The 25,594-nt window shown below is 60.7% G+C and carries 19 protein-coding genes and 4 pseudogenes; 15 read left to right on the top strand and 8 right to left on the bottom strand.

Annotation, left to right across the window (positions count from 1 at the left end):
- Window positions 1-6: 6 nt before the first annotated feature.
- Window positions 7-1,089 (top strand): glycine cleavage system aminomethyltransferase GcvT, encoded by a 1,083-nt coding sequence (gcvT, locus tag VRB54_RS23205; RefSeq protein ID WP_338478900.1) that lies wholly within the window; start codon window positions 7-9, stop codon window positions 1,087-1,089.
- A gap of 53 nt (window positions 1,090-1,142) precedes the next feature.
- Entirely contained in the window at window positions 1,143-1,526 is a 384-nt protein-coding gene (gcvH, locus tag VRB54_RS23200) for a glycine cleavage system protein GcvH (protein WP_209986175.1), read from the top strand.
- A gap of 148 nt (window positions 1,527-1,674) precedes the next feature.
- On the opposite strand, the pseudogene VRB54_RS23195 reads toward gcvH, so the two are convergent.
- The 6 genes and pseudogenes from VRB54_RS23195 to VRB54_RS23170 form a co-directional block, all read right to left on the bottom strand.
- A pseudogene (locus tag VRB54_RS23195) lies at window positions 1,675-2,808 on the bottom strand (DegT/DnrJ/EryC1/StrS family aminotransferase); the annotation flags it as partial.
- A 161-nt stretch (window positions 2,809-2,969) separates the two neighbouring features.
- Window positions 2,970-3,284 carry a DUF2388 domain-containing protein gene (locus VRB54_RS23190; RefSeq protein ID WP_057723397.1) on the bottom strand — a complete coding sequence of 105 codons (315 nt, stop codon included), beginning with the start codon at window positions 3,282-3,284 and terminating at the stop codon, window positions 2,970-2,972.
- 60 nt (window positions 3,285-3,344) lie between these two features.
- Window positions 3,345-3,797: an NfeD family protein gene (locus VRB54_RS23185; RefSeq protein ID WP_338478899.1), complete on the bottom strand. Its 453-nt coding sequence runs from the start codon at window positions 3,795-3,797 to the stop codon at window positions 3,345-3,347.
- 10 nt (window positions 3,798-3,807) lie between these two features.
- The gene (locus tag VRB54_RS23180; protein WP_003176797.1) at window positions 3,808-4,728 is read right to left on the bottom strand and encodes an SPFH domain-containing protein; all 921 of its coding nucleotides are present in this window, start codon (window positions 4,726-4,728) and stop codon (window positions 3,808-3,810) included.
- A gap of 77 nt (window positions 4,729-4,805) precedes the next feature.
- A pseudogene (locus VRB54_RS23175) lies at window positions 4,806-6,481 on the bottom strand (GspE/PulE family protein).
- A 267-nt stretch (window positions 6,482-6,748) separates the two neighbouring features.
- A complete protein-coding gene (locus VRB54_RS23170) occupies window positions 6,749-8,116 on the bottom strand; it encodes an inorganic triphosphatase (protein WP_209986162.1) in 1,368 nt (455 codons plus the stop codon).
- Between the two features lie 158 nt (window positions 8,117-8,274).
- Here VRB54_RS23170 and argE point away from each other — a divergent pair, with 158 nt between their 5' ends.
- The 10 genes and pseudogenes from argE (at window position 8,275) to VRB54_RS23120 (ending at window position 18,692) form a co-directional block, all read left to right on the top strand.
- Window positions 8,275-9,423: an acetylornithine deacetylase gene (gene argE / locus VRB54_RS23165; RefSeq protein ID WP_338478897.1), complete on the top strand. Its 1,149-nt coding sequence runs from the start codon at window positions 8,275-8,277 to the stop codon at window positions 9,421-9,423.
- A 135-nt stretch (window positions 9,424-9,558) separates the two neighbouring features.
- A pseudogene (gene argA, locus VRB54_RS23160) lies at window positions 9,559-10,858 on the top strand (amino-acid N-acetyltransferase).
- A gap of 608 nt (window positions 10,859-11,466) precedes the next feature.
- Window positions 11,467-12,855, top strand: coding sequence for an OprD family porin (locus VRB54_RS23155; RefSeq protein ID WP_338478896.1), 1,389 nt, complete (start codon window positions 11,467-11,469; stop codon window positions 12,853-12,855).
- 269 nt (window positions 12,856-13,124) lie between these two features.
- Window positions 13,125-13,763 (top strand): peroxiredoxin, encoded by a 639-nt coding sequence (locus tag VRB54_RS23150; RefSeq protein ID WP_338478895.1) that lies wholly within the window; start codon window positions 13,125-13,127, stop codon window positions 13,761-13,763.
- 258 nt (window positions 13,764-14,021) lie between these two features.
- Window positions 14,022-14,615 carry an NADPH-dependent FMN reductase gene (gene ssuE, locus VRB54_RS23145; protein ID WP_057006445.1) on the top strand — a complete coding sequence of 198 codons (594 nt, stop codon included), beginning with the start codon at window positions 14,022-14,024 and terminating at the stop codon, window positions 14,613-14,615.
- A 97-nt stretch (window positions 14,616-14,712) separates the two neighbouring features.
- A pseudogene (locus VRB54_RS23140) lies at window positions 14,713-15,682 on the top strand (sulfonate ABC transporter substrate-binding protein).
- Between the two features lie 25 nt (window positions 15,683-15,707).
- Window positions 15,708-16,856, top strand: a complete 1,149-nt coding sequence (gene ssuD / locus VRB54_RS23135; RefSeq protein ID WP_338478893.1) for an FMNH2-dependent alkanesulfonate monooxygenase — start codon at window positions 15,708-15,710, stop codon at window positions 16,854-16,856.
- A 9-nt stretch (window positions 16,857-16,865) separates the two neighbouring features.
- Window positions 16,866-17,654, top strand: a complete 789-nt coding sequence (ssuC, locus tag VRB54_RS23130; protein WP_338478892.1) for an aliphatic sulfonate ABC transporter permease SsuC — start codon at window positions 16,866-16,868, stop codon at window positions 17,652-17,654.
- Window positions 17,651-18,457 (top strand): aliphatic sulfonates ABC transporter ATP-binding protein, encoded by an 807-nt coding sequence (gene ssuB, locus VRB54_RS23125; protein ID WP_338478891.1) that lies wholly within the window; start codon window positions 17,651-17,653, stop codon window positions 18,455-18,457. The genes ssuC and ssuB overlap by 4 nt, the downstream gene beginning before the upstream one ends.
- Window positions 18,458-18,476: 19 nt before the next feature.
- The gene (locus VRB54_RS23120) at window positions 18,477-18,692 is read left to right on the top strand and encodes a TOBE domain-containing protein (protein WP_003176783.1); all 216 of its coding nucleotides are present in this window, start codon (window positions 18,477-18,479) and stop codon (window positions 18,690-18,692) included.
- A 65-nt stretch (window positions 18,693-18,757) separates the two neighbouring features.
- On the opposite strand, the gene VRB54_RS23115 is transcribed toward VRB54_RS23120, so the two are convergent.
- Window positions 18,758-19,420, bottom strand: a complete 663-nt coding sequence (locus tag VRB54_RS23115; RefSeq protein WP_338478890.1) for a TetR/AcrR family transcriptional regulator — start codon at window positions 19,418-19,420, stop codon at window positions 18,758-18,760.
- A gap of 221 nt (window positions 19,421-19,641) precedes the next feature.
- On the bottom strand, window positions 19,642-21,018 hold the full coding sequence (locus VRB54_RS23110; RefSeq protein WP_003234758.1) for a glutamine synthetase family protein: 1,377 nt from the start codon (window positions 21,016-21,018) through the stop codon (window positions 19,642-19,644).
- A gap of 597 nt (window positions 21,019-21,615) precedes the next feature.
- On the opposite strand from VRB54_RS23110, the gene VRB54_RS23105 reads away from it, so the two are divergent.
- The 3 genes from VRB54_RS23105 (at window position 21,616) to VRB54_RS23095 (ending at window position 25,573) form a co-directional block, all read left to right on the top strand.
- Window positions 21,616-22,974: a glutamine synthetase family protein gene (locus tag VRB54_RS23105; RefSeq protein ID WP_057006451.1), complete on the top strand. Its 1,359-nt coding sequence runs from the start codon at window positions 21,616-21,618 to the stop codon at window positions 22,972-22,974.
- A 54-nt stretch (window positions 22,975-23,028) separates the two neighbouring features.
- A complete protein-coding gene (locus VRB54_RS23100; RefSeq protein WP_338478889.1) occupies window positions 23,029-24,393 on the top strand; it encodes an aspartate aminotransferase family protein in 1,365 nt (454 codons plus the stop codon).
- An 85-nt stretch (window positions 24,394-24,478) separates the two neighbouring features.
- Window positions 24,479-25,573 (top strand): polyamine ABC transporter substrate-binding protein, encoded by a 1,095-nt coding sequence (locus tag VRB54_RS23095; RefSeq protein ID WP_209990556.1) that lies wholly within the window; start codon window positions 24,479-24,481, stop codon window positions 25,571-25,573.
- Window positions 25,574-25,594: the final 21 nt, after the last annotated feature.

The raw sequence follows: 25,594 nt of genomic DNA, 5'->3' as shown, positions 1-25,594 counted from the left end.
AAACCCATGGGACAGCGTACGCCTCTGTATGACCTGCATCTCGCCCTGGGCGCGAAAATGGTCGATTTTGGCGGTTGGGATATGCCTCTGCACTACGGCTCGCAAGTTGAGGAGCACCATCAGGTGCGACGCGACTGCGGGGTGTTCGATGTGTCCCACATGACCGTGATCGATGTCACAGGCCTTCAGGCCAGGGAGTGGCTCCAGCACCTGCTGGCCAATGACGTTGATCGTTTGCAGGGCTGCGGCCGTGCGCTTTACAGCGCCATGCTCAACGAGCAGGGCGGCGTGGTGGACGACATGATCGTCTATCGCACCCAAACCGGTTACCGGCTGGTGTTCAACGCCGCCACCCGTGATCAGGACCTGGCCTGGATGCAGGCGCAGCTTGGCGACTACCAGGTGCAACTGCATGAGCGCTCGGAACTGGCGATGCTCGCCATTCAAGGCCCCCATGCCCGGCAGAAAATCGCCGAGCTGGTGACCCAATCCCGTAGCACTCTGATCCACCAACTCAAGCCCTTTGAAGGCCAGGCCGACGGCGACTGGTTTATCGCTCGCACCGGCTACACCGGCGAAGATGGTCTGGAAATTGTCCTGCCGGCCGAACAGGCACCGGGCTTTTTCAACGACCTGGTCGGTGCCGGTATTTCCCCCATCGGCCTCGGCGCCCGCGACACCCTGCGCCTGGAAGCGGGCATGAACCTGTATGGTCAGGATATTCATCAGGACGTTTCGCCCCTGGCGGCCAACATGGCCTGGAGCATCGCCTGGGAGCCGGTCGAGCGCGACTTCATCGGGCGCACGGCGCTGGAAGCCGAGCTGGCGGCAGGTGTGCAGTTCAAACTGGTGGGTTTGGTCCTGGAAGAACGCGGCGTTTTACGCGCTCATCAGGTGGTTCGTATCGCCAATGTTGGCGAAGGAGAGATCACCAGTGGTAGTTTCTCCCCTACGCTGAGCAAATCCATTGCCCTGGCGCGTGTACCGACGGCGACGGCCGACCGGGCCGAGGTGGAAATCCGCGGCAAGTGGTACCCGGTTCGAGTGGTCAAACCGACCTTCGTGCGCCATGGCAAGACACTGATCTAACTATTTCCGGCAGGCCATTTGGCCGCTGACATTCCTTCTAGAGGGCACAGAATATGAGCACTATCCCTGCCGAACTGCGTTTTGCCGAAAGTCACGAGTGGGCCCGTCTGGAAGCCGACGGCACGGTGACCGTCGGGATTTCCGACCACGCCCAGGAAGCGCTGGGGGATGTGGTGTTTGTTGAGTTGGCCGAAGTGGGCGCCACGTTTGAAGCCGAAGGGCAGGCGGGGGTGGTTGAGTCGGTGAAGGCCGCCTCGGATATCTACGCGCCAGTGGCCGGCGAAGTGATCGCCGTGAACGAAGAGTTGAGTGGCAGCCCCGAGCTGCTGAACTCCGACCCTTACGGTGCGTGGATCTTCAAGCTCAAGCCAAGTAACCCGGCTGATCTGGATAAACTGCTGGACGCCGCCGGCTACAAGGCTGCTATCGGCGAGTAAACGCAAAGCGTTGAAACAGCACAAACCAGTGTGGGAGCTGGCTTGTCTGCGATGCAGACACCTCGGTGTATCAGTTACACCGCAGTGATGTCATCGCAGGCAAGCCAGCTCCCACATTGGGTTGAGGTGAGCCGGATTTTTCAGTCGCTTTCAGTACCGCTTTGACCGCCGCTACCGCTCGCTCCACATCCGCCTCGGTCATTGCCGTAAACATCGGCAACGACACAATCAAACGGCCCACTTTTTCCGCCACCGGGAACATGCCTTCCTTGAAGCCCTGTGCCCGATAAAGGCTCAGCAGGTGGATCGGTGGGTAGTGGTAACCGATGCCTACGCCATGGGCCTGCATCTGCTCCATGAACGTAGCGCGGGCGGGCAAGCCGTCCTGGCGTTCCGGCAGCACCAGTTGGAACAGGTGCCAGTTGCTGTTTTCGAAGTCCTCCGGCGGCAATTGCGCGCCGTATACCTGTTCAAAATCACTGCCGAAGCACTGGAAGTAATGCCGCGCCAGATTTTGGCGGTGGGCGGTGATTTTTTCGATATGGGCGAACTGGCCCAGGCCGATGGCCGCGGCGATATCGGTCATGTTGAACTTGCCGCCCAACACATCCACGTCCAGACCGTCAAAGCCAGTGCGGGTAACACCCTGCAGGCGATACTTTTCCGCCAGGCGTGCTTCCTCGGCGTTGTTCAATACCAGGCAACCGCCCTCGGACGAGGTGATGTTTTTGTTCGCCTGGAAACTGAAGGAAACGAAGTCGCCGGTGGCGCCAATGCGCTCGCCATCCCAGCTGGAGCCCAGGGCCTGGGCGGCGTCTTCAATGATGCGCAGGTTGTACTTGTTGGCCAGTGCGTAAAGCATTGGCATGTCCAACGGCAGACCGGCCAGGTACACCGGGATGATCGCCTTGGTACGCGGGGTAATGGCCGCTTCGACCTGCGTCAGATCGATATTGCGGGTGACCGGATCTATATCGGCAAACACCGGGGTGGCGCCGACTTCCAGGATCACGTTGGCCGTGGCGACCCACGAGATTGGCGTGGTAATGACTTCATCGCCCGGTCCGATACCGGCGATGCGCAAGGCAATCTCCATGGTGCAGGTGCCCGAGTTGAACGTGCGCACCGGGCGCCCGCCAAAATATTCCGACAGCTGTGCTTCGAATGCCTGCACTTTCGGCCCGCTGGTGATCCAGCCAGAGCGCAGCACATCGCCGACCGCCGAGATAGTGGCTTCATCGATGGTGGGTTTGGAAAACGGCAGGAAGGGCTGTTGGCTCATGACGAGGAAGGCATCCGTTTCAGAGTGGCGACGAATAAAGGCTGTGAGTACCCGGCATGGTTGCACGGTTCGACTGAATATAGCCTGTCGCCGGTGAACGAATTGTCATCTGGCAGGCAAAAAAATGCCGCTTGAAAAAGCGGCATTCTTTAGAGCGGGTATCACTCGGTAACGGCATTCTTCGCGAGAATAGCGTTGGCCAGCTCCATATCCGTAGCCTGCAGGCCAGGGTTGTCGGCGCGGACTTTCTGCATGGCGGCTTCCAGGTACGGGCCGCGGATGCCGCCATCGCTGGCAACGAAGCTGCCTGCGTCGTCTTGAGCGGCAACCACCATCTTGTGGTCCTTGAAGGTCAGGTACGTCGAGCCGGTCGTGGCCCCAGACGAGATGACATTGCGCCAGAAGCTGTCGGCCATGGCTGAACCGACTGGGAGGGATAGCACAGCGAGGGTTGCGACAGCATATTTAAGACGCATGGTAGGTGACTCCGGTGGTTGTCTGTTGGGTTTGATTGTAATCAGACCGATCGAGTTCAATCATGACTGAACAGTTTCGACTTTCAATACCACGCCGTCCTGGCCGATCACCCGCACTTGAGCGCCTGCAGGCGTATCCGGGCCGGTCACCATCCATACGCTGTCGCCGACTTTCACCTTGCCCCGGCCATCCACAATGGCTTGATGCACAACAAAGGTGCGGCCGATCAGCTCCGAGCCCCGCTCGTTCAGACTCGGCTGATCGCTCGCCTTGGCGCTGCTGCGCTGACGCTTCCACCAGTACACCGCCGTCAGAATCGACAGCAGGGCGAACAGCAGCAGTTGCCACTCCAACCCCAGCGAGGGGACCACGAACTTGATCACGCCCACCGCAGCGGCCGCGATGCCCATCCACAGCAGATACCCGCCGGCCCCGAACACCTCGAGAATCAACAACACGGTACCCAGTGCCAGCCAGTCCCAGAACGATAGATGCTGAAGGAATTCCCACATGGCGATGGCCTCAGCCTTTCTTGTTGTCGAACGTTGCCTTGACGATCTCGCCGATACCACCGACAGCGCCGATCACCTGGCTGGCCTCCAGTGGCATGAGGATCACCTTGCTGTTGTTCGCCGACGCCAGCTTGCCCAGGGCGTCGATGTACTTTTGCGCGACAAAATAGTTGACCGCCTGCACGTTGCCCGACGCGATTGCCTCCGACACCACTTGCGTGGCGCGGGCTTCCGCTTCGGCCTGACGCTCACGGGCTTCAGACTCCAGGAATGCGGCTTGTCGGCTACCCTCGGCCTCGAGGATCTGCGCCTGCTTCTTGCCCTCGGCGGTCAGGATCGCCGAGGCACGCAGGCCTTCGGCTTCGAGAATCTGCGCACGCTTGATCCGCTCGGCCTTCATCTGCCCGGACATGGCAGCCATCAGGTCTGCCGGCGGGCTGATGTCCTTGATTTCGATACGCGTGATCTTGATGCCCCACGGCGCCGTGGCTTCGTCGACGGTGCGCAGCAGCTTTTCGTTGATGCCGTCACGCTGGCTGAGCATGGCGTCCAGTTCCATGGAGCCAAGCACGGTACGGATATTGGTTTGCAGCAGGTTGCGGATGGCGTGCTCGAGGTTGTTGACCTCGTAGGCCGCCTGGGCGGTGTTTACCACCTGGAAGAAGCACACGGCGTCGATCTGCACAGTGGCGTTGTCGGCGGTGATCACTTCCTGGGGTGGGATATCCAGCACGCTTTCCATCACATTGATCTTGCGACCGATGCGGTCCATGACCGGAATGATGATATTGAGGCCAGGCTTGAGGGTGTTGGTGTAGCGGCCAAAACGCTCGACCGTCCACTGGTAGCCCTGGGGCACCACCTTGAAGCCCATGAAAAGAATGGCAATGGCCAAACCCACGAAAAGAAGCAGTACGGTTCCGATCTGCATTGCGATTCCCTATCTGATGGTGTTGGTAAAACGACGTTCGGCCGATTGTAACGGGGTTGTCGCCGATAAAGACGGTTTCATTGTCCGACAATCAAAGGATTATTTCTGAATCTCCAGGGGTGACCCGCAGCACTTCGGCCAGGGTGGTCAGCCCGGCCTGTACCTTCAGCAACCCGGCCATCCGCAGGCTGTGCATGTCTCGCCGCAACGCCGCCTTGCGCAATGCCTGCACATCGGTGCCGGGCGTGATCAGTGTCTTGAGCGCCTCATCCATCACCATGATTTCGTAGACGCCGGCCCGGCCTCGGTAACCGCTGTCACGACACTCTGCGCACCCCACGGCCTCGCAGGTATCGCCCGAAACGCACTTGCAGTCGGGACACAACAGGCGTACCAGACGCTGGGCCATTACCCCCAGCAAGGTGGCCTTGATCAAATAGTGAGCAATCCCCAGCTCCTGCAAGCGGCTGATGGCGCTGGGCGCATCGTTGGTGTGCAGGGTCGACAGCACGAGGTGCCCGGTAAGTGCCGCCTGGATTGCCATTTCGGCGGTTTCCTGGTCGCGTATCTCGCCGATCATGATGATGTCCGGGTCCTGGCGCAGCAGGGCGCGGATGCCGCTGGCGAACGTCAGGTCGATATTGTGCTGCACCTGCATCTGGTTGAACGCCGGCTCGACCATTTCGACCGGGTCCTCCACTGTGCACAGGTTGACCTCGCGGGTCGCCAATCGCTTGAGCGTGGTGTAGAGGGTGCTGGTCTTGCCGGAACCGGTCGGGCCGGTGACCAGGATGATGCCATGGGCCTGGCGGGTCATGGCGTGCCAGCGCTGCTGGTCTTCGGGCGACAGGCCGAGCTGGTCGAAGTCCTTGAGCAGCACCTGGGGGTCGAAAATCCGCATCACCAGTTTCTCGCCAAAGGCTGTGGGCAAGGTCGACAGTCGCAACTCTACCTCGGCGCCCGCAGGGCTTCTGGTCTTGAGGCGGCCGTCCTGGGGTTTGCGTTTTTCCGCCACGTTCATCCGGCCCAGGCTTTTCAGGCGGCTGACCACTGCCATTGTGACCTGGGGCGGGAATTGATAGACATCATGCAGCAGCCCATCGATGCGAAAGCGCACGCGGCCCTGGTCCAGGCAAGGTTCGATATGAATATCGCTGGCGCGCTGGCCGAAGGCGTACTGCAACAGCCAGTCGACGATCGTGACGATATGCGCGTCGTTGGCATCCGGCTCCTGATCGCTGCCGCCGAGGTTGAGCAGTTCGACGTTGGCAGGCGCCGCGATTTTCTGATCCGCGCCGCGCACCGACTTCGCCAGGCGGTAGAACTCGCGCATGCAGTGCTCGATTGCCTGGGGGTTGGCTACCACGCGTTTTATCGAGCGTTTGAGCACCTGCGCCAGGCCGGCTTCCCACTCGGTGACATAGGGCTGGGCACTGGCGACGGTGACGGTGTGGGCATCCACGGCCACGGCGAGGATCGCGTGACGTTGGGCGAATGCATGGGACATCAGCGGCACCACCGTCGCCACGTCGATCTTCAACGGGTCGATACGCAGATAGGGTTGCCCGGCCTGCCGGGCGAGCCATTGCGTCAGCGCTTCCAGGTCGGCGCCCTGGGCCGCGATGAGTTCCAGCGGATGCCGGTTGCCGGCGGGCAATGTCGACAGGCGCTGTGCGACGTCGGCTGCGACCAGCCCGGCCTCGACCAGAGGCGGCAGCAACGCGTGCAATTGCAAACGGTGATCAACAGACATGCAGATTTACCTGAGAAGCGCTGGACGTCTTCTCAGGCTAGTCAGGTGCTGTATTTTTGCCTCTCAGGGTGTATTGCAGGCTTTTACGCTGAACAATGGGAAGGCAGTCACATTCCCGTGGCGAGCGGGCTTGCCCTGCATTGGGCTGCACAGCAGCCCCGAAACCAGGCGCTGAGCGATATCAGGTATACCGCGTTTTCCTTGATTGGGGGCGCTTCGCGCCCCAACGCGGGGCAAGCCCGCTCGCCACAGAGCCGTGGTCTGGTATTACAAGCGCAGCAACGTCTTCCACGCGCGGTTCTGATACACCGCAATCGCCTGATGCATCCGCGCGTCCAGCGACTCATCGGTGATCGGCTGGTTGGCCAGTTGCACCAGCTTGTTCAGCTCGCCGTACAGGCGGTCCAGCTCGGCAATATCCACCACCTGACGTGCGTGATGCAGCCAGGCCTGGATGCGCTCGATGCGCGGCAGTTGCTCGGCCAGGTCTTCGGGTTGCTGCTGGTAGCGCGGCAGTTGCAGGGCGACAGCATCGTCGGCCAGCAGGCGTGGCAGCCAGTTGGTGAGTTGCGCTGCGCCCTGGCGGTTGCCGCGCACGGTGCGCTCGGCGGTCCAGGTGCGGGCCAGCAGCCAGCGCGAGGTGTTCAACGAGAACAGGCCCCAGCGCACGTCTTCGAGCTCTTCGGCGAACTGCTCCGGCGCGGCTTTGCGAATGTCTTCGTCGTCATCACCGGCCTGTACCAGCGGGCGCCAGTCTTCGAGCAGGGCATCGAGTGCGCTGCGCAGTTCGCTGGTGGACTGGCGTGGCGCCGCCTGACCGAGGCTGCCGATCAGGGCGCGCAGTTCGCCGAGGTGATCGACCCAGTCCTGCAACAACCGCCAATGGCCGTTGAACCGGTATTGCTCGGCCAGGCGCTGGCTGCTGCCCAGCAGGTGCCACATGATCGCGGCGAAGGCGTCGTCCAGCGGCATTTCGGCGTGGATCTGCGGCGCCGGCAGGCTCAGGGAGTAGCTGCCGGCGTCGTACAGGCGGTAGCCGCGCTCGGCCTTGCTGATGTCACACGGCATCAGCGCCAGGGTGGCGGCCAGCTCGGCGGCCAGTTCCAGCAGGGCCGCCGGTTCGCCTTCGCGCAGCTCCAGCTCCAGCTCGCAGATTTCTTCTTTCTGCTTGCCGACCACCACGTGGCCCAGGTCCAGGGCGGCCTCGATCACCACCTTGGCTTTGCCACGGCCCCAGGCGATTTCGGCGCGCTCGCGCACAAAATCGGTAGTGAAGATCGGCTTGAGGGTCTTTTTGTCCAGCTCGGCCAGTTGTTCGGGCCAGCATTCGCCGTCGAGTTTCTTCACGTCGAGCTTGGCTTTGGGCAGGTTCCAGTTGTACTCGTTGCGTTCCGACAGGCCGGCGATGCTTTGGCCGCGGGTCTTGAGGGTCTGGATAATCTCGTCACCGTCCTTGCGCAGGCGCAGGGCAACCTTGGCCTGGGCCAGGTCGCGCTCGGGGGTGTCGAAATACTGGTTCATCAACTCACGGCGTTCCCAGCCACTTTTGTTGCGTTTTTTCAGTAGCGGGTGCTCACGCAGCGCAGCGAGGGTTTCGCGGCTGACGCGGAGCTTGATTTCGGTTTCTTTCTGCATGGCCGGAAAATCCAGGATCGGGAGTGCAGCCGGGGAAAAGAGTGGCTGCCAAGGCCGTGCAGTGTACAGGACTGAGCCCGGCAACGCGCCGCAACGGTTTATTGTGTCGTGCAGATGGCTCTATAGTGGGCTCAATCCGTGAAGTCGAGAGGCCGCGCATGCCGTTACCTACCCTGAAAGAGCAATTCGCCGCGCTGATTGCCGCGCCATCGGTCAGTTGCACGCAGGCGTCTCTGGACCAGACCAACCGCCCGGTGATCGATCTGCTCGCCAGTTGGCTGGGCGATCTGGGCTTTGCCATCGACATCCAGCAGGTCAGCCCCGGCAAGTTCAACCTGCTGGCCACCTTCGGCAGCGGTCCCGGCGGGCTGGTGCTGGCCGGGCACAGCGACACGGTGACGTATGACGCCGCCTTGTGGAAGACCGATCCACTCAAGCTAACGGAAGTCGACGGCCGCTGGGTAGGATTGGGCAGCTGCGACATGAAGGGTTTTTTCGCCCTGGCCATCGAAGCGGTGCTGCCGCTGCTCGACCAGCCGTTCAAACAGCCGTTGCTGATTCTCGCCACCTGCGATGAGGAGAGTTCCATGTCCGGCGCCCGGGCGTTGGCCGAAGCGGGGCGTCCGCTGGGCCGCGCGGCGGTGATCGGCGAGCCCACTGGCCTGAGACCGATCCGCCTGCACAAGGGCGTGATGATGGAGCGCATCGACATCCTCGGCCGCAGCGGCCATTCGTCGGACCCGAGCCTGGGCCACAGCGCCCTTGAAGCCATGCACGATGCCATCGGCGAACTGCGCGGCCTGCGACTGGCCTGGCAGCGCGAATACCGCAACCCGCAATTCAGCGTGCCGCAGCCCACCCTGAATCTGGGTTGCATCCACGGCGGCGACAACCCCAACCGCATCTGCGGCCAGTGCTCCCTGGAGTTCGACCTGCGGCCCTTGCCTGGCATGGACCCCGAAGTGCTGCGTGCCGCTATCCGGCAGAAACTCGCACCTCTGGCCGAGCGCCATCACGTTCAAATCGACTACGCGCCGCTGTTTCCCGAAGTGCCACCGTTCGAACAGCCCGAAGACGCCGAACTGGTGCGGGTTGCGGAGCGTTTGACCGGCCATCGTGCCGAAGCAGTGGCGTTTGGCACCGAAGCGCCTTATCTTCAGCGCCTTGGTTGCGAAACCCTGGTGCTCGGCCCTGGCGATATCGCCTGTGCGCACCAGCCGGGCGAGTACCTCGAAATGTCACGCTTGACGCCTACAGTGCAGTTATTGCGCGAACTGATCGAACATTACTGCCTCAAACCTGCATAAATTAACCCCTGCCTGTACGTCCATAGAAGGAGAGTGAGCGTGTCGCCAAGCCTGTTCCGACGATAACCATCAGCCCGCCGTGCGCTTTCACGATCCTTCCTTTTTCGGCTGCTTTTTATTACAGGCCCAGGTGTTATGCCCGAATACGTCAATTGGCTTCGTCACGCTTCCCCTTACATCAACGCCCACCGCGACTGCACCTTTGTGGTCATGTTGCCTGGCGACGGTGTGGACCACCCCAACTTCGGCAATATCGTCCACGACCTGGTGCTGCTGCACAGCCTGGGTGTGCGGCTGGTGCTGGTGCACGGCTCGCGTCCGCAAATTGAAACCCGCCTTGAAGCGCGTGGCCTTACGTCCGCCTATCACGAAGGCATGCGCATCACCGATGCTGCCACCCTGGAATGCGTGATCGATGCGGTCGGGCACTTGCGCATCGCCATCGAGGCGCGCCTGTCCATGGACATGGCCTCATCGCCCATGCAGGGTTCACGCCTGCGTGTGGCCAGTGGCAATCTGGTCACCGCGCGGCCCATCGGCGTGCTCGACGGCGTGGACTATCACCACACCGGCGAAGTGCGCCGGGTCGACCGCAAGGGCATCAATCGCCTGCTCGACGAACGCTCCATCGTGCTGCTGTCGCCGCTGGGGTACTCGCCCACCGGCGAGATCTTCAACCTGGCCTGTGAAGATGTGGCCACCCGCGCCGCCATCGACCTGGCTGCCGACAAACTGCTGCTGTTTGGCGCCGACCTTGGTCTGATCGACGAAAATGGTCGCCTGGTACGTGAGTTGCGCCCGCAGCAAGTGCCGGCGCATCTGCAGCGGTTGGGCAGCAATTATCAGGCTGAACTGCTCGACGCTGCCGCCCAGGCTTGCCGCGGCGGCGTGGGGCGCAGCCATATCGTCAGCTATGCCGAGAACGGCGCCTTGCTCACCGAGCTGTTTACCCGCGACGGCGGCGGCACGCTGGTGGCCCAGGAGCAATTCGAACTGGTACGCGAGGCGGCAATTGAAGACGTAGGCGGTTTGCTTGACCTGATCAGCCCGCTGGAAGAGCAGGGCATTCTGGTACGCCGTTCGCGGGAAGTGCTGGAGCGCGAGATCGAGCAGTTCAGCGTGGTGGAGCGCGAAGGGATGATCATCGCCTGCGCAGCGCTGTATCAGATCGCCGATTCCGACGCCGGTGAGCTGGCTCTGCCTGGCGGTGAACCCGGAATACCGCCATGGCGCACGCGGTGATGTGTTGCTCGAGCGTATCGAGGGCCGTGCCAGGGCCCAGGGCTTGAAGACCTTGTTCGTGCTTACCACGCGCACCGCGCACTGGTTCCGCGAGCGCGGCTTTGAACCCAGCAGCGTAGATCGCCTGCCTTCGGCGCGGGCGTCGCTGTACAACTACCAGCGCAACTCCAAGATCTTCGAAAAAGCGCTTTAAAAGATGGCACCTTTCAAAATGTGGGAGGGGGCTTGCTTCCGATAGCCTTGGCTCAGTCACTGATGTGTTGACTGATTGAATGCCATCGGGAGCAAACCCCCTCCCACATTTTTTTCAATACTTCAGAACCGTGGAACCGCGCCGATACAACATTGCCAGCGATCAAATCGGCCGCTTGGACAACCAAAGAAATTATTAGTGACACAAAAACTGTAACAAATTGACGCCAAGATAGCGCTTAGCCATGATGGCGCGCCTTTCTGGTCGTGAGTGACGTCTGCATTGTCGTTAAACGATCTAAAAAAGCTTTGATTAATATCTTTCTGGAATTAGGTTGCGCGGCAACTCGTCTACTCTGACCGGTTCGCTGTCCTGCAAAGTCTTATTCCTGAATCGTATGAAAAAGGATGAAATAATTCTTTTTGGGTGTATGAGAAACTCATTACCCTGCACGGACCAAATCAACTGTGATTAGACGAAGGTAGTAGACACACAAGGTTACGATTGACTTGTCAGTCACTAACCGGTGCTAATCGCGCATCTGTGGATCAAGGGCGTCAGACCCGCGACCAAAGAAACACAAAAATTAGAAACGAGAGGAGCGGTACATGAAGAAGTCCACCTTGGCTGTGGCTGTAGCTTTGGGCGCAATCGCCCAGCAAGCAGGCGCTGCCGGTTTCATCGATGACAGTAAAGTAACGCTGGGTGTGCGTAACTTTTACATCAATACCGACAACCGCGACGCGGCTGCCGGCACCGCTGCCAACAAGGCCGCTGGTGTACAGAACAAGCAGGAAGAATGGGGCCAGGGCTTCGATCTGCGCTTCATCTCCGGTTACACCCAAGGCACCGTAGGCTTCGGTCTTGATGCCATCGGCCTGCTGGGCATTCGCCTGGATTCGGGCGGCGGCACCAACGGCGCTAGCCCGGCGACCGCTACCAGCCCTGGTTCGTACGGCGGCACCGTGTTCCCGAGCAAGTCCAATGGCGAAGCCGTTGATAACTACTCGAGCCTGGGCCTGACTGCCAAAGCCAAGATCTCCCAGACCGAATTGAAGCTGGGTACGCTGCAACCCAAGCTGCCGGTTATCGTGACCAACGACGGTCGTCTGCTGCCGCAGACCTTCCAGGGTGGCCAGATCACCACCAACGACATCAAGGACCTGACGCTGGTTGCCGGTCAGATCGAAAAAGCCAAGGGTCGTAACTCCAGCAACGTCGACAACCTGTCGATCGCTGGTGCCAACACCCGTGGCGTGAACTGGCGTGACAGCAACAAGTTCTACTACGCCGGTGGTGACTACAAGATCACCAAAGACCTGACTGCCCAGTACTACTACGGCAACCTGGAAGATTTCTACAAGCAGCACTTCCTGGGTCTGACCCACAACTGGGCAATCGGCCCGGGCGTATTGAAGTCTGACCTGCGTTACTTCCACAGCTCCGATGACGGCAAGAACGGCAGCGAAGCAGCCTTCTTCTCGTCGGGCAACTACAGCGGCGTGAACTCCGGTCGTGGCAAGGTTGACAACAACCTGTACAGCGGCCTGTTCCTGTACACCATTGCCGGCCACACCTTCGGTGGTGGTTACCAGGTCAGCAACGGTAACAGTGACTTCCCTTGGTTGAACCAGGGCGACGGTTCGTCGGCTTACCTGACCACTGACATGCAGATCGCCAAGTTCGCCCGTGCTGGCGAACGTACCTGGCAGGCTCGCTACGCGTATGACTTCGCCAAGGTTGGCGTGCCTGGCCTGACCGCCGGTATCGTCTACCTCAAAGGTACCGACATCGACACCGTCAACGGCAGCCGTGCCGAGTTCACCGGTCAGTCCGAGTGGGAACGTGACATCACTGTTGCCTACGTGATCCCGGAAGGCCCGCTGAAAAACCTCGGCGTCGCCTGGAAAAACGCTATGTGGCGCAACGATGTTGCCGCAGCGCGCGATCAGGACGAAAACCGTGTAATCGTCAGCTACAGCTACGCATTCAAGTAACAGCGTAAAGCCTTGCCCGGCGCAATGCCGGGCAAGGTGTGTTGCTTCAAGTCGGGCTCAACCCCCGCAAGCCCTTCCTGAATCCCTCTTTGCAGCGTCTCAAGGCCTTCTCGAACCTTGAAATCGATGTTGATCCCCGCGTGCCTCAGCGTCCAGTGAACAGATTTTTAATATTCCTTTATCGTCTGGATAAATCGTTATTTATTCTTTTTAAATAAATGCCGAAGCATGCACAGTGGGCGCCATAAGCACTCACCAGGAGCCATGCCATGAGCCTCAGACTGGGCGATATCGCCCCCGATTTCGAACAGGATTCCAGCGCCGGTAAAATTCATTTCCATGAATGGCTGGGCGACAGCTGGGGGGTGTTGTTCTCGCACCCGGCCGACTTCACGCCAGTGTGCACCACTGAGCTTGGCTTCACCGCCAAACTCAAGGACGAATTCGCCAAGCGCGGCGTCAAGGCCATTGCCCTGTCCGTAGACCCGGTGGACTCCCATCACAAGTGGATCGAAGACATCAACGAAACCCAGCACACCGTGGTCAACTTCCCGATCCTGGCCGACGCCGACCGCAAAGTCTCGGACCTCTACGACCTGATCCACCCGAACGCTAGCGATACCCTCACCGTGCGCTCGCTGTTCGTGATCGACCCGAACAAGAAAATCCGCCTGACCATCACTTATCCGGCCAGCACTGGCCGCAACTTCCATGAAATCCTGCGGGTCATCGATTCGTTGCAGCTGACCGACAACCACAAGGTCGCCACCCCGGCCAACTGGCAGGATGGTGATGAAGTGGTGATCGTGCCGTCGCTCAAGGACGAGGAAGAGATCCAGAAGCGCTTTCCCAAGGGCTACCGCGCCGTGAAGCCGTACCTGCGCCTCACTCCGCAACCTAACCGCTAACACACAACCCAATGTGGGAGGGGGCAAGCCCCCTCCCACAGTTTTTGCCGCATTTCACAGCTTACAAAGCAGGGGTTTTTCAGGCCGTTTCGACGGCCTTTTTTTTCGCCTGGATTTTCATAAATCGCATATGTATTTATGGAATAAACAAATGAAAAAATAAGATTTATAGATATATAAATCTGCTGCTAAGGTCTGTCCCATCTTGGCGCCATCGCCACACAGCGAACGCCGGCACTTGCTCAAAGGAATTCCCGCATGTTGGTCGTAACACTCGGAGGCAGTCCCAGTCAGCGTTCCCGCTCCGGGGTGCTGCTGGAAAAAACCCGTCAGTGGTTGCAAGACAAAGGCGTCGAAGTGGTGAGTTACCAGGTACGGGACTTCCCGGCCGAAGACTTGCTGCATGCGCGCTTTGACAGCCCCAAGGTGATCGACCTGTTGCAACAGGTGGCCAATGCCGACGGCCTGGTGATCGCCACGCCGGTGTACAAGGCCTCTTTCTCCGGCGCGCTGAAAACCGTGCTCGACCTGCTGCCCGAACGCGCCCTGGCGCACAAGGTAGTACTGCCGATGGCCACCGGCGGCAGCATCGCCCACATGCTGGCGGTGGACTACGCCTTGAAGCCGGTGCTGTCGGCGCTCAAGGCTCAGGAATTGCTGCACGGCATTTTCGCTGAGGACAGCCAGATCGCCTACGGCGAGGGCAGTGTCCAGGCGCAACTGGTGCCGGTGCTTGAGGCGCGACTGCGCGAAGCCGTCGAGCAGCTCTACAGCGCCATGGCCCGCCGCCCAAAACCGCTGGATCCGGACGTGTTGAATGAACGTTTGTTGAGTGCTCGCTGGAGCATTTAAGCCTCACCCCGATATCCGGTAACACTCACCTTACTCAGCCGCCAACGGCCAAGCAGGTGCAGCCAACCCCCTCATCGCACTATTTGGAGAGAGCGCCATGCGCACTGTCATCTTGCGTCGTGGTCTGGTCGCACTGTTTGCTGCGGCTGTGTCCTTCGGCGTCATTGTTAACGCCCAGGCCGCCGAAACTTTGCGGATCGGCTATCAGAAATACGGCACCCTGGTGCTGCTCAAGGCCAAGGGCAGCCTGGAAAAACGCCTGGCTGCCCAAGGCGTGCAGGTGCAGTGGACGGAATTTCCCGGCGGCCCGCAGCTGCTTGAAGGCCTGAATGTCGGCGCCATCGACTTCGGCGTCACCGGCGAAACCCCGCCAGTATTCGCCCAGGCGGCCGGTGCCGATCTGCTCTACGTGGCCTACGAGCCGCCGGCGCCCACCAGCGAAGCGATCCTGGTGCCCAAGGATTCCACGATCAAGTCGGTGGCCGCGCTCAAGGGCAAAAAAGTCGTGCTCAACAAAGGCTCCAACGTGCACTACCTGCTGGTGCGTGCCCTGGAAGATGCCGGGCTCAAATACACCGACGTGCAGACCGTCTTCCTGCCGCCTGCCGATGCCCGCGCGGCATTCGAGCGGGGTAGTGTTGACGCCTGGGTCATCTGGGACCCGTACCAGGCCGCCGCCGAGAAACAACTGCAGGCGCGCACCCTGCGTGACGGCACCGGCATCGCCGACAACCACCAGTTCTACCTCGCCACCAAACCCTACGCGCAACAGCACCCGGACGTGATCAAGGCGCTGGTGGAAGAAGTGCGCGCAGTCGGCGAATGGTCCAAGGCCAACCCGCAGGAAGTCACCGCTCAGGTGGCGCCGCTGCTTGGCTCTGCCGGCCGACATCACCCTGACCTCGGTGAAACGCCAGGGCTACGGTGCGCTGTTCCTGACCCCGGAAGTGGTCGCCGCCCAGCAGAAAATCGCCGACACCTTCTACCAGCTCAAATTGATTCCCAAGCCCTTGAGCATCAAGGACGTGATCTGGACACCGCCCGCCACCGTGGCCACAGCGCCGTAATTCGATTTCTTCAGGAGACAACTCCATGAGCCTCAATATTTTCTGGTTCCTGCCTACCCACGGCGACGGCCATTACCTTGGCACTGCCGAAGGGGCGCGTGCCGTCGACCACGGCTACCTGCAGCAAGTCGCCCAGGCCGCTGACCGCCTCGGGTTCGGCGGGGTGCTGATCCCCACCGGACGCTCCTGCGAAGACTCATGGCTGGTAGCCGCCTCGCTGATCCCGGTGACCCAGCGCTTGAAGTTTCTCGTCGCCCTGCGCCCCGGCATCATTTCGCCGACGGTGGCCGCGCGTCAGGCCGCAACCCTGGATCGTCTGTCCGGCGGCCGTGCGTTGTTCAACCTGGTGACCGGTGGCGACCCGGAAGAGCTGGCCGGCGACGGCCTGTTCTTGAGTCACGAAGAGCGCTACCAGGCCTCGGTGGAGTTCACCCGCATCTGGCGCCGTGTGCTGGAAGGCGAAACCGTGGATTACGACGGCGAGCACATCAGCGTCAAAGGCGCCAAGCTGCTCTACCCGCCGATCCAGCAACCGCGCCCTCCGCTGTACTTCGGCGGGTCTTCCGAAGCCGCCCAGGACCTGGCCGCCGAACAGGTGGAGATGGTGCTGACCTGGGGCGAGCCGCCGGCCGCAGTGGCAGAAAAGATTGAGCAAGTTCGCGCCAAGGCCGCCAAGCACGGGCGCACCGTGCGCTTCGGCATTCGCCTGCATGTGATCGTGCGCGAAACCAACGAAGAAGCGTGGAAAGCCGCCGACAAACTGATCTCCCACCTGGACGACGCAACCATCGCGCGCGCCCAGGCTTCGCTGGCGCGCTTCGACTCGGTGGGTCAGCAGCGCATGGCCGCCTTGCATGGTGGCAGCCGCGACAACCTCGAAGTGAGCCCCAACCTGTGGGCCGGCGTCGGTCTGGTACGTGGCGGGGCGGGCACTGCGCTGGTGGGCGATGGCCCGACGGTTGCGGCGCGGGTCAAGGAATACGCGGACCTGGGCATCGACACCTTTATCTTCTCCGGGTACCCGCACCTGGAAGAGTCGTATCGCGTGGCTGAGCTGCTGTTCCCGCACCTGGATATCGAACAGGCCGAGCAGCCGAAAAGCACCGGCTACGTCAGCCCGTTCGGCGAAATGGTCGCCAACGACATTCTTCCCAAAGCCGCTTCACAGAGCTGAGGGGACGCCATGAATGTTGAAAAATTGAGCCATCGCGTGGCGCCCTGGGTGCTGCCGATTCTGTTGCTGGCGGTGTGGCAGTTGTCGGTGTCGGCGGGCTGGTTGTCGACGCGCATTCTGCCGGCGCCCAGCGCAGTGATTGAGGCCGGGGTCAACCTGGTGCGCAGCGGCGAAATCTGGACGCACCTGGCCATCAGTGGCTGGCGGGCCGGCCTGGGCTTCGTGATCGGCGGCGGCATCGGCCTGGCGCTGGGCTTTATCACTGGTCTGTCGACCTGGGGCGAGCGTTTGCTGGACAGCTCGGTGCAGATGATCCGCAACGTGCCGCACCTGGCGCTGATTCCGTTGGTGATCTTGTGGTTCGGCATTGATGAGACGGCGAAGATTTTCCTCGTCGCCCTCGGCACGCTGTTCCCGATCTACCTCAACACGTATCACGGCATCCGCAACGTCGACCCGGCACTGGTGGAAATGTCGCGAAGCTATGGCTTGTCCGGTTTCAGCCTGTTCTGGCAGGTAATTCTGCCCGGCGCGTTGCCGTCGATCCTGGTGGGCGTGCGCTTTGCCCTGGGCTTCATGTGGTTGACGCTGATCGTGGCGGAAACCATCTCGGCCAGCTCCGGCATCGGCTACCTGGCGATGAACGCGCGGGAATTTCTACAAACCGACGTGGTGCTGCTGGCCATCGTGTTGTACGCGATCCTCGGCAAACTGGCCGACCTGGCCGCGCGTGGCCTGGAACGGGTCTGGTTGCGCTGGCACCCGGCCTATCAAGTGCATAAGGGAGGTGCGGCATGACTGCTCAACAACCTCCGCGCCTGCTCAAGGGCATCCCGCTCGCGGTGCGCAAATTGCGCAAGTCCTTTGGTGCGCGGGAAGTACTCAAAGAGATCGATCTGCATATCCCTGCCGGTCAGTTCGTCGCCGTGGTCGGTCGCAGTGGCTGCGGTAAAAGCACCTTGCTGCGCCTGCTGGCGGGCCTGGATAAAGCCAGCGGCGGCCAGCTGCTGGCCGGGTCGGCGCCGCTCGACGAGGCGATTGAAGACACGCGGCTGATGTTTCAGGAAGCGCGCCTGCTGCCGTGGAAAAAGATCATCGACAACGTGGGCCTGGGCCTCAAGGGTAACTGGCGCCCGCGGGCGTTGGACGCGCTGGAGGCGGTGGGCCTGGCCGAGCGTGCCGATGAATGGCCGGCGGCCTTGTCCGGCGGGCAGAAGCAACGGGTGGCGCTGGCCCGCGCGCTGATCCACCAACCGCGCCTGCTGCTGCTCGACGAGCCGTTGGGCGCACTGGATGCCCTGACCCGCATCGAAATGCAGCAACTGATCGAAAACCTCTGGCAAAAGCACGGCTTCACTGTGTTGCTGGTCACCCACGACGTCAGCGAAGCCGTGGCGATTGCCGACCGGGTGATCCTGATCGAAGACGGCGAAATCGGCCTGGACCTCACCGTCGACCTGCAGCGCCCGCGTGCCCGTGGTTCACATCGACTGGCTGCACTGGAAGCCGAAGTGCTCAACCGCGTGCTGTCCTTGCCCGGCGTGCCGCCGGAACCCGAACCTGTTTCACCGCTGCCGACGCAATTGCGTTGGGCTCAATAACCCACACAGGAAAAACACCATGACTATCAAAGCCATCAACGTGCGCAACCAGTTCAAGGGCACCATCAAGGAAATCGTGGTCGGTGACGTGCTCTCGGAAATCGACGTACAGACCGCCTCGGGCATCGTCACGTCGGTGATCACCACGCGCTCGGTCAAAGAGCTGGAACTGGTGATCGGCAGTGAAGTGATCGCCTTTGTGAAATCCACTGAGGTGTCGATTGCCAAGTTGTGAGTGGCGTCGCTTGTGAGATCACTATCGCAGGCAAGCCAGCTCCCACATTCGACGGTGTTCACACATCAAAATGTGGGAGCGGGCTTGCCCGCGATCAGGCCCCGTTTGGGCAAATATTGCGGCAAGTAGAGCCCCACATACGCATCAAACACCCGCATCCCTTCCTCCGCCATGCGCGGCGTAATCCGCCCATGCTGATGCACAGAGCGCGCATACACGCGGTCGCTCAACTCCAGCGCCAATGCAAACACGTCCACATCGTCGGGTAGCGGCGGCACCTCGAAGTGGCGGTTGAACACGGCCAGCATCAAATCCCCCAACTCCAGATCATGCTGACGGTCGACCTGGGTCACTTCAGTGAGCCCGTGCTGGGTGAGGATCAACTGGCGCGCGACAGCATCGTACGCGTAGATGCTGAGCATGCGCTGCTCGACGACAGCGGACAGGTCGCGCCATTGCTTGAGCGAGTCATGCTCGATGGGGGCCTCGATGGCCGCACGGAAGGCCGCGTGCACATCCGCCGTCAACGCTTGCAGCAACGCCGGCACACTGGCAAAAAAGTGGTACACCGACGCCGCCGGAATCTGCGCGCGCTTGGCCACACTGTAGATCGACAAACCGGCCACGCCTTCGGCGGCCAGCAACGCGCGGGCGGCATCCAGGATCGTGTCGATCCGCGCCTGGCTGCGGGCACGGGGTTTGCGAGTGGCGGCGGGGCGGGTGGACATGGAAGTCTCCTACAAGGCAGCAGGCATTGTATGAGTAGGAAGGTGTGTTGTCTGCCAGGCCGCCATCGGGAGCAAGCCCCCTCCCACATGTTGAAATGTATTCACAGATCCAATGTGGGAGGGGGCTTGCTCCCGATGAAGCCGTCTCGGTCTCCTTGAATAAGCCCAAAAAAAACGCCACTGACCGAAGTCAGCAGCGTCTTTTCAACTACCGCAACCGCTTAAACGGTATGCAGGTACCAGTTGTACTCAAGGTCGGAGATGGAGTGTTCAAACTCTTCCAGCTCGCTTTCCTTGCAGGCGACGAAAATATCGATGTATTTGGGATCGATGTACCGTGCCATCACTTCACTGTCGTCCAGCTCGCGCAAGGCATCGCGCAGGTTGTTCGGCAGGCTTTGTTCGTTCTGCTCGTAGCTGTTGCCTTCCACCGGTGCATTCGGCTCGATCTTGTTGGTCAGACCGTGGTGCACGCCCGCGAGGACCGAAGCCATCAGCAGGTAAGGGTTGGCATCGGCGCCGGCCACGCGGTGTTCGATACGCACCGCATCGGACGAACCGGTGGGCACGCGAATCGCCACGGTGCGGTTGTCCAGGCCCCAGCACGGCGAGTTCGGCACGTAGAACTGTGCGCCGAAACGACGGTAGGAGTTGACGTTCGGGCACAGGAACGCCATCTGGGCGGGCAGGGTCTCGAGCACACCGCCGATCGCGTGACGCAATGCGGCGTTCTGCTCGGGATCCTCGCTGGCAAAGATGTTCTTGCCGTCTTTGTCCAGGATCGAAATGTGTACGTGCAAACCGTTGCCAGCCTGGCCCGGGTAGGGCTTGGCCATGAAGGTGGTGTCCATCTCATGGTCGTAGGCGATGTTTTTGATCAGTCGCTTGAGCAGTACCGCGTAGTCGCAGGCCTTGATCGGGTCGGCAACGTGGTGCAGGTTCACTTCGAACTGCGCTGGGGCACTTTCCTTGACGATGGCGTCGGCCGGGATGCCTTGCTCTTTGGCGCCTTCCAGAATGTCCTGGAGGCAGTCGACGTATTCGTCGAGGTCGTCGATCAGGTAGACCTGTGTCGAGTGCGGACGTTTGCCGGAGATCGGCGAGCGGGGCGGTTGGGGGCGGCCGTTCACGTTCTCCTGGTCGATCAGGTAGAACTCAAGCTCGAAGGCGGCGCAGATGGTCAGGCCAAGATCGTCGAATTTGCTCACCACCTGGCGCAGTACTTCGCGAGGATCGGCGAAGAAAGGTTCACCTTCCAGTTCGTGCATGGTCATCAGCAGTTGCGCGGTAGGGCGCTTTTGCCAGGGTTCATTGCACAGGGTGTCGGGGATTGGATAACAGATTCGGTCAGCATCACCGATGTCCAGACCCAGGCCGGTGCTTTCCACCGTCGAGCCGTTGATATCCAGGGCAAATAAAGAGGCAGGCAGGTTAATGCCCTTCTCGTAAACCTTGTGGAGGCTGGTGCGTTCGATGCGCTTGCCGCGCACCACACCATTCATATCCGCAATTAGAAGGTCTACGTACAGAACCTCAGGATGATCCTTAAGGAACGCGTTCGCTTCGTTAAGCTGAACGGCACGCGGGGGTACCGACATGATGCAACACCTTTGTTGTTAAAAATATCAATCATTGATCTTTTCTGGTTTCAGTCAACCCGAACGGCATGCCGAAGTCAAGCGAGGCCTTTTTTGCCCTGAAAAAGCGCCGCGTGGCCTTTTTTGGGGCTTTTTGCGGCATTTTTTTGGGTTTGGGCGGCTGGGGAATCGCAGCCTAAAGCGGGCCGTGTTGTATTTTTTACGGGGGTGTTGTGTAAAAAAATGAACAAGGCTAAGCTCGATTCAAACCCATAACAGCAATAATACCGGGGTGCTTCATGTCTCGCCTTCCGCCAGTTGGCGTCTTGACCTGTATCAGACAAGTCCTGTCATCTCTCCATTTATCCCTCGCCAAGCACCGCGCGCCGGCCAATATTCTTGACGCCCGGGCCTACCTCTTTTTTGCCTCCTCGATTGCGATCACGCCGCAGATGACTGCCGCGCCGATCAAAATTACGCACAAGGTTGGCCTGAGGAATGCAACGTTGCAGCAAATGGCAGGTAAGCTCCTACCCTGAACGAAAAAACGACGCGGATGCTGCGTCAACCAACGCCTGGCCTTTAATGGACGCCAGGAAACCCAGCCCAGAGGCATTTATGAGTAACAACCTCGACCAGCTCACCGATTGGTTGAAAGACCACAAGATCACAGAAGTCGAATGCATGATTGGCGACCTCACCGGTATCACCCGAGGCAAGATCTCGCCGACCAACAAGTTCATCGCCGAAAAAGGCATGCGCCTGCCCGAGAGCGTGCTGTTGCAGACCGTGACCGGCGACTATGTCGAAGACGACATCTATTACGAACTGCTCGACCCGGCCGACATCGACATGATCTGCCGCCCCGACCAGAACGCCGTGTTCCTCGTGCCCTGGGCCATCGAGCCCACCGCTCAGGTGATCCACGACACCTACGACAAGCAAGGCAACCCCATCGAGCTGTCGCCGCGCAACGTACTCAAGAAAGTGCTCAAGCTCTACGCCGACAAAGGCTGGCAGCCCATCGTGGCGCCGGAGATGGAGTTCTACCTGACCAAACGCTGCGAAGACCCGGACTTCCCGCTGCAACCGCCGATTGGCCGTTCCGGGCGCCCGGAGACCGGCCGTCAATCCTTCTCCATCGAAGCGGCCAACGAATTCGACCCGCTGTTCGAAGACGTCTACGACTGGTGCGAACTGCAGGAGCTGGACCTCGACACCCTGATCCACGAAGACGGCACCGCGCAGATGGAGATCAACTTCCGTCACGGCGACGCGCTGTCCCTGGCCGACCAGATCCTCGTGTTCAAGCGCACCATGCGCGAAGCCGCGCTCAAGCACAACGTGGCCGCCACCTTCATGGCCAAACCCATGACCGGCGAGCCGGGCAGCGCGATGCATCTGCACCAGAGCATCATCGATATCGCCACCGGCAAGAACGTCTTCTCCAATGAAGACGGGACCATGAGCCAGCTGTTCCTCAATCACATCGGCGGCCTGCAGAAGTTCATCCCAGAACTGCTGCCGCTGTTTGCGCCCAACGTGAACTCGTTCCGCCGCTTCCTGCCCGACACTTCGGCGCCGGTGAATGTGGAGTGGGGCGAAGAGAACCGCACCGTCGGCCTGCGCGTACCGGATGCCGGCCCGCAGAACCGCCGTGTCGAAAACCGCCTGCCGGGCGCCGACGCCAACCCGTACCTGGCGATTGCCGCCAGCCTGCTGTGTGGCTACATCGGCATGGTCGAGCAGCACAACCCCAGCGCGCCAGTGGTGGGCCGAGGCTACGAGCGACGCAACCTGCGCCTGCCGTTGACCATCGAAGACGCCCTGGAACGCATGGAAAACAGCAAGACCATCGAGAAATACCTCGGGCAGAAATTCATCACCGGCTACGTCGCAGTCAAGCGGGCCGAGCATGAAAACTTCAAGCGTGTGATCAGTTCGTGGGAGCGGGAATTCCTGCTCTTCGCCGTCTGATGCGCCGGGCGCGCTGTGCAGACGGCGCGCCCTTCACCGAACCAGGAGACCTGTATGTCCAGCAACAACCCGCAAACCCGTGAATGGCAAGCCTTGAGCAACGATCACCACCTGGCGCCGTTCAGCGACTTCAAGCAATTGAAAGAGAAAGGCCCGAGGATCATCACCAAGGCCCACGGTGTTTACCTGTGGGACAGCGAAGGCAACAAGATCCTCGACGGCATGGCCGGCCTGTGGTGCGTGGCCATCGGCTACGGACGCGATGAGCTGGCCGACGCCGCCGCCAAACAGATGAAAGCCCTGCCGTACTACAACCTGTTCTTCCAGACTGCCCACCCGCCGGCCCTGGAGTTGGCCAAGGCCATCGCCGACGTCGCGCCCGCCGGCATGAATCATGTGTTCTTCGCCGGCTCCGGCTCCGAAGGCAACGACACCATGTTGCGCATGGTCCGCCACTATTGGGCGATCAAGGGCCAGCCGAACAAGAAAACCATCATCAGCCGCAAGAATGGCTACCACGGCTCCACCGTGGCCGGCGCCAGCCTGGGCGGCATGACCTATATGCACGAGCAGGGCGACCTGCCGATCCCGGGCATTACCCACATCGCTCAGCCGTACTGGTTTGGCGAAGGCGGCGACATGAGCCCGGAGGCGTTCGGCGTATGGGCCGCCGACCAGCTGGAAGCCAAGATCCTGGAGTTGGGCGTGGACAACGTCGGCGCCTTTATTGCCGAGCCGATCCAGGGCGCGGGTGGCGTGATCGTGCCGCCTGCGACCTACTGGCCGCGCATCAAGGAAATTCTTGCGAAGTACGACATTCTGTTTGTCGCCGACGAAGTGATCTGCGGCTTCGGCCGAACCGGTGAGTGGTTCGGCAGCGATTTCTACGGGCTCAAGCCGCACATGATGACCATCGCCAAGGGCCTGACCTCGGGCTACATCCCCATGGGCGGGCTGATCGTGCACGACGACGTGGTGGCCGTGCTCAATGAAGGCGGCGATTTCAACCACGGCTTCACCTACTCCGGGCATCCGGTGGCGGCGGCGGTGGCGCTGGAAAACATCCGTATTCTGCGCGAAGAGAAAATCATCCAGCGTGTGCAGGATGAAACGGCACCCTATTTGCAGAAACGTCTGCGCGAGCTTGCGGATCATCCGCTGGTGGGCGAAGTACGCGGTGTTGGCTTGCTGGGTGCGATTGAGCTGGTGCAGGACAAGGCCACGCGCAAGCGTTATGAAGGCCGTGGCGCAGGCATGATCTGTCGTAACTTTTGCTTCAACAACGGCCTGATCATGCGTGCCGTGGGCGATACCATGATCATTTCTCCGCCGCTTGTGATCAGCCACGCGGAAATTGACGAGCTGGTGACCAAGGCGGGTACCTGCCTGGACCTGACCTTGGCCCAATTGCAGGGCTAAGTGCTAGTCTCAGCACGCATCAAATAACGCAGGCTGTGGCTAATAAAGAAAAAATCGGAGCATCACCATAATGAAGGCATCAGGTTTGAAAAACGCTGGCAAGACCCTCCTCGCCTTGTCCCTGATGGGCGCAATGGCGGGCGCGGCCCAGGCAGACAGTAAAGTGCTGCACGTGTACAACTGGTCCGACTACATTGCACCGGACACCATCGCCAACTTTGAAAAAGAGTCGGGCATCAAAGTGGTGTACGACGTGTTCGACAGCAACGAAACCCTGGAAGCCAAGTTGCTGGCGGGCAAGTCCGGCTACGATATCGTCGTGCCGTCGAACAACTTCCTCGCCAAGCAGATCAAGGCGGGTGTGTACCAGGAGCTGGACACGTCCAAGTTGCCCAACTACAGCAACCTGAACAAATCCCTGCTCAAAGCCGTGTCAGTCAGCGACCCGGGCAACAAGCACGCGTTCCCGTACATGTGGGGCTCCATCGGCATCGGCTACAACCCGGAGAAGGTCAAGGCTGCGCTGGGCGTGGACAAGATCGACTCGTGGGATGTGCTGCTTCAGCCCGAGAACATCGCCAAGCTCAAAAGCTGCGGTGTGAGCTTCCTCGATTCGCCAACCGAAATGCTGCCGATTGCCCTGCATTACCTGGGCCTGCCAACCGACAGCCAGAAGAAAGACGACCTCAAGCAAGCCGAAGCGCTGTTCCTGAAAATCCGTCCTTCGATCGGCTACTTCCACTCGTCCAAGTACATCTCCGACCTGGCCAACGGCAACATCTGCGTAGCCGTGGGTTACTCGGGTGACATCCAGCAGGCCAAGTCCCGCGCGGCCGAAGCCGGTGGCAAGGTCAAGGTGGCCTACGACATTCCCAAGGAAGGCGCCGGCAGCTTCTTCGACATGGTCGCCATTCCCAAGGATGCCGAAAACGTCGATGCCGCCTATAAGTTCATGAACTACCTGCTCAAGCCGGAAGTGATGGCGTCGATCACCAACAGCGTGCGTTTCCCGAATGGTAACGAGAAGGCTACCGCACTGGTCGATAAAGACATCACCAGCGACCCGGGCATCTACCCGCCAGCGGACGTGCAAGCCAAGCTGTACGCGATTGCCGACCTGCCGGCCGCCACCCAGCGTGAAATGACACGCAGCTGGACCAAGATCAAGTCGGGCAAGTAAGCCCTGCTACCCGTGGGAGGG

Source organism: Pseudomonas trivialis, from assembly GCF_036864995.1.
GTDB classification, from domain to species: Bacteria; Pseudomonadota; Gammaproteobacteria; order Pseudomonadales; family Pseudomonadaceae; genus Aquipseudomonas; species Aquipseudomonas trivialis.
This window is presented reverse-complemented; position numbering and strand designations above follow the sequence as displayed.

Bases quoted from the DNA above. Each gene is read 5' to 3' on its own strand.
- VRB54_RS23185 (WP_338478899.1), bottom strand. From the start codon at position 3,797: ATGTGGGAATTCCTTCAGCATCTATCGTTCTGGGACTGGCTGGCACTG.
- VRB54_RS23155 (WP_338478896.1), top strand. From the start codon at position 11,467: ATGAAGAAGTCCACCTTGGCTGTGGCTGTAGCTTTGGGCGCAATCGCC.
- VRB54_RS23170 (WP_209986162.1), bottom strand. From the start codon at position 8,116: ATGCAGAAAGAAACCGAAATCAAGCTCCGCGTCAGCCGCGAAACCCTC.
- ssuE (WP_057006445.1), top strand. From the start codon at position 14,022: ATGTTGGTCGTAACACTCGGAGGCAGTCCCAGTCAGCGTTCCCGCTCC.
- VRB54_RS23150 (WP_338478895.1), top strand. From the start codon at position 13,125: ATGAGCCTCAGACTGGGCGATATCGCCCCCGATTTCGAACAGGATTCC.
- ssuD (WP_338478893.1), top strand. From the start codon at position 15,708: ATGAGCCTCAATATTTTCTGGTTCCTGCCTACCCACGGCGACGGCCAT.
- VRB54_RS23180 (WP_003176797.1), bottom strand. From the start codon at position 4,728: ATGCAGATCGGAACCGTACTGCTTCTTTTCGTGGGTTTGGCCATTGCC.
- ssuC (WP_338478892.1), top strand. From the start codon at position 16,866: ATGAATGTTGAAAAATTGAGCCATCGCGTGGCGCCCTGGGTGCTGCCG.
- VRB54_RS23100 (WP_338478889.1), top strand. From the start codon at position 23,029: ATGTCCAGCAACAACCCGCAAACCCGTGAATGGCAAGCCTTGAGCAAC.
- gcvT (WP_338478900.1), top strand. From the start codon at position 7: ATGGGACAGCGTACGCCTCTGTATGACCTGCATCTCGCCCTGGGCGCG.
- VRB54_RS23190 (WP_057723397.1), bottom strand. From the start codon at position 3,284: ATGCGTCTTAAATATGCTGTCGCAACCCTCGCTGTGCTATCCCTCCCA.
- VRB54_RS23105 (WP_057006451.1), top strand. From the start codon at position 21,616: ATGAGTAACAACCTCGACCAGCTCACCGATTGGTTGAAAGACCACAAG.
- VRB54_RS23120 (WP_003176783.1), top strand. From the start codon at position 18,477: ATGACTATCAAAGCCATCAACGTGCGCAACCAGTTCAAGGGCACCATC.
- VRB54_RS23110 (WP_003234758.1), bottom strand. From the start codon at position 21,018: ATGTCGGTACCCCCGCGTGCCGTTCAGCTTAACGAAGCGAACGCGTTC.
- ssuB (WP_338478891.1), top strand. From the start codon at position 17,651: ATGACTGCTCAACAACCTCCGCGCCTGCTCAAGGGCATCCCGCTCGCG.
- argE (WP_338478897.1), top strand. From the start codon at position 8,275: ATGCCGTTACCTACCCTGAAAGAGCAATTCGCCGCGCTGATTGCCGCG.
- VRB54_RS23115 (WP_338478890.1), bottom strand. From the start codon at position 19,420: ATGTCCACCCGCCCCGCCGCCACTCGCAAACCCCGTGCCCGCAGCCAG.
- gcvH (WP_209986175.1), top strand. From the start codon at position 1,143: ATGAGCACTATCCCTGCCGAACTGCGTTTTGCCGAAAGTCACGAGTGG.